This window comes from Gammaproteobacteria bacterium (genome assembly GCA_003696665.1).
Taxonomy (GTDB): Bacteria; Pseudomonadota; Gammaproteobacteria; order Enterobacterales.
Window position 1 is genome coordinate 1 of sequence record RFGJ01000243.1, and the last position, 3,201, is coordinate 3,201.

A 3,201-nucleotide genomic window follows, 5' to 3' on the forward strand; every position below is an offset into this window, starting at 1 on the left:
CCCTCCCGCCCGAGCTGCACCGCCTGGCCTACCACGCCGGTTTCGGCGAGAAAAACTCGGCTGCGGGGATGGGGTTGGTGGGGGTGATCACGACCAACTTGAATTAAACAAACAGACAAAAGCCAATATCACAATGAGACTACACTTGAAGGTTTACACGCCGGGAACCAAGATTCCATTTGACCATCAACACTTGATGGTAGGTACGATTCATAAGTGGTTGGGAGAACAGAATCCTTACCATGGCCAGCCAGCTCTTTTTTCTTTTTCAAACCTGAAAATCACTCGGGTGGCTGAGGATGGATTCATTGTCCAGGATATGACTGAGTTTTTCATCAGCAGTTGTGATAGCGAGTTACTGCGTCGATTGCTTGCAGGTATCCAAGCAGATCCAGAAATGTTTCATGGGTTACGTGTGGATGAGGTCTTTCTTTTGCCTACTCCTGATTTGTCTTCACGCGTGCTTTTTTATCCGGCGAGTCCCATACTCATCAAGCGTCGCATTGGAGATCGCATCGAACATGTGTTGTATAAGGATCCGGAGGCGGGTGCCTTCTTGAAGGAAACTTTGCTCAAAAAAATGAAACAGGCAGGACGTAGCGTTTCCGATGATTTTCAGATTCATTTTGATGCGCACTCGCCGCGGGCCAGGACTCGCCTGGTCAATTATCGAGGCATCAGCAACAGGGCCAATATCTGCCCTGTGGTCATTTTAGGCAGCAATGAAGTAAAACAGTTTGCCTGGGAGGTGGGACTCGGCAACTCTACTGGAATCGGATTTGGTGCAATCAAATAAAAATTTGACAATGAGTATGCTATACCTTGTTCGTTATACAGGGCCATTTGCCTTCATCAAACCATGGACGGCCGTGCGCGATGAAATCTGCTACAGCCAGCAGTTTCTTACCCCTTCCATGGTAGCTGGTATCGAGCGCAAGTTGTTTCCACAGCTTCTCCAACAGCCGTGGGGCATTTACAAGATCAAAGGGCACCGGCTTGCCTACCGAGGTATCAGTGAACAACAGGAGGTCGTGCAAGCACGAGGCTGGAATGTGAGCCGCAATCGCATCGAGCGCGATCGCTCGATTCTCAAGCGCGGGGTATTGCTACATCCCACCCTATGGCTGGCATTTGATTCGGCAGACGATGCCGCAGTGGCAGCTACCCAACACATTTGCTTGGCGCGTAATGAAGACCTGCTTTTTCCGCAAGAAGTCACGGAAGCGTCCGAGGAGGAATTCAGGATTGATCCTCGGTACAGTGGTTTCGAGCTCGTTTTTGAGCAGAACAAGTTGGCATTTCCAGTTGGGTATAATCGGTTCAATAACAATGAAATGATGTATGGGTGGCTGCGTGTCGTGGGTACACCTGTGCCTTGATTTTTTGATGGTGAGTAAAACTCAATGAAATGAACTGGATATATCCGGAGATAAAGGCCAAAGGAAAGCCCGACTACACGACTTTGCACGCTCACTTGCTTCATGTGGGCGAAGCCGCTCGGCATTTCGCCCAAGCGATGGGTTTTGATCCGGAAATAGCTTACATAGGTGCCATATTGCATGACATTGGCAAGGCAAGTCCGGTTTTTCAGCAACGACTGGAGGCCAAGGAAAAGCCGCGCTTCCCATTTCGACACGAGTTGGCCTCATTGCTGTTTTTGCCCTGTTTCGATGAAAAGCTTCACGAGCCATTGATCGAAATGGTGGTGGCCCACCACAAGTCGATAAAAAACGACCCGCGCCGTAAGGGCATTCTCGACCTTGAAGAGGAACACGAAGATGTATTTGCGCTTCATGCAAAAGGATGGGACGACTGGGCTCCCAAGGCCGTGGCATTGCTTCAGGCATGTGGAGTCCCGCTCGTAGCTGCCGAAGCCCCTTCTTTGGATAGTGCAGAGGATGCTTACTACCGGGTCGTAGCATACTGCGAAAAGAAGGTAAAACAACGGGGATATGCCAAGTGGCGAGGTTTGCTCATGGCAGCCGATCACTTTGCCTCTGCATTGATCGACCAAACATCTGAATATGTGCCACGCACGTTCAGAGCGCCCGACCTGAGTTTTTACGAACGTCAACATCCACTGTACCCGCTTTCACTCATTTTGACAAACGATCCGCGACCACACACCATCGTGGTGGCACCCACGGGAGCCGGTAAAACGGATTTTTTGCTGCGTCGGTGCACTGGTCGTGTGTTCTATACATTGCCTTTTCAGGCTTCTATCAACGCGATGTATCAACGAATCAGGAACGATTTGCTGCCTTCCAACCCTGAACTCGACATCCGCATTCTGCACGGAAGCTCGAAGGTGGTCGTAGAAGGAGGTAAGCCAGTGGAACAGGTGCTTCAGCCTTTGGTGGGCTCGGCCGTGAAAGTGCTCACACCGCATCAGCTTGCAGGGGCCCTCTTCGGGGTGAACGGTTACGAAGCACTGCTACTCGATTTGCAAGGATGCGATGTCATTCTCGATGAAGTGCATACTTATACAGGTGTGTCGCAAGCCATTGTCGTGCGCATCGTGGAGCTTTTGCGCAAACTCGACTGCCGGGTACATATTGGTACCGCCACACTGCCCACCTGCCTGTATGAAGAGTTGCTGTCTCTGTTGGGATCTGAGCACACCTTTCAGGTCCGGCTGCCAGCAGACGTGTTAGAGACCTTTAACCGACATACGGTGTACAAGCCTGACCCTGAAGAGATTTGGGCTATTGTTGACCAGGCAATTGCACGACGCGAAAAGGTGCTTGTAGTTTGCAATCGCGTGCAATATGCACAGGAAATGTACGTGCAAATGCGCGAGCACTCCCCGGATGTCGATATACTGTTGTTGCACAGTCGGTTCAAGCGTTGCGATCGCACCGAAAAAGAACTTCTGCTGATGGGGATGGATGAGCAGAAGCGACCTGTGCACCGGTTCAATACGGCCGATGGACCATGTATTGTCGTTTCCACCCAGGTTGTAGAAGTGAGCCTCGATATCAGTTTTGATCTCATGATCACTGATTGTGCGCCAATTGATGCACTTATTCAGCGCTTTGGAAGGATAAACAGAAAAAGGTCTGAAAAAACGATAGGTCACTATAAGCCAGTGTATGTGCTCCCCCCGCCCGAAAGCAAGAACGATGCACTCCCTTACGATTTGGAAGTATTGGAGCGGAGTTACGAGGTGTTGCCGGACGGGGAAGTGTTGAGTGAGACCAC

The 3,201-nt window shown here is 50.6% G+C and carries 3 protein-coding genes; all 3 read left to right on the forward strand.

The window, feature by feature from the left end; all coding sequences use genetic code 11:
- Window positions 1-133 precede the first annotated feature (133 nt).
- Entirely contained in the window at window positions 134-796 is a 663-nt protein-coding gene (gene cas6 / locus D6694_06840) for a CRISPR-associated endoribonuclease Cas6 (protein RMH43583.1), read from the forward strand.
- Window positions 797-812: 16 nt separating this feature from the next.
- Window positions 813-1,379: a hypothetical protein gene (locus tag D6694_06845; protein ID RMH43581.1), complete on the forward strand. Its 567-nt coding sequence runs from the start codon at window positions 813-815 to the stop codon at window positions 1,377-1,379.
- Window positions 1,380-1,408: 29 nt separating this feature from the next.
- On the forward strand, window positions 1,409-3,201 hold a 1,793-nt coding region (gene cas3, locus D6694_06850; protein ID RMH43582.1), incomplete at its 3' end, for a CRISPR-associated helicase Cas3'.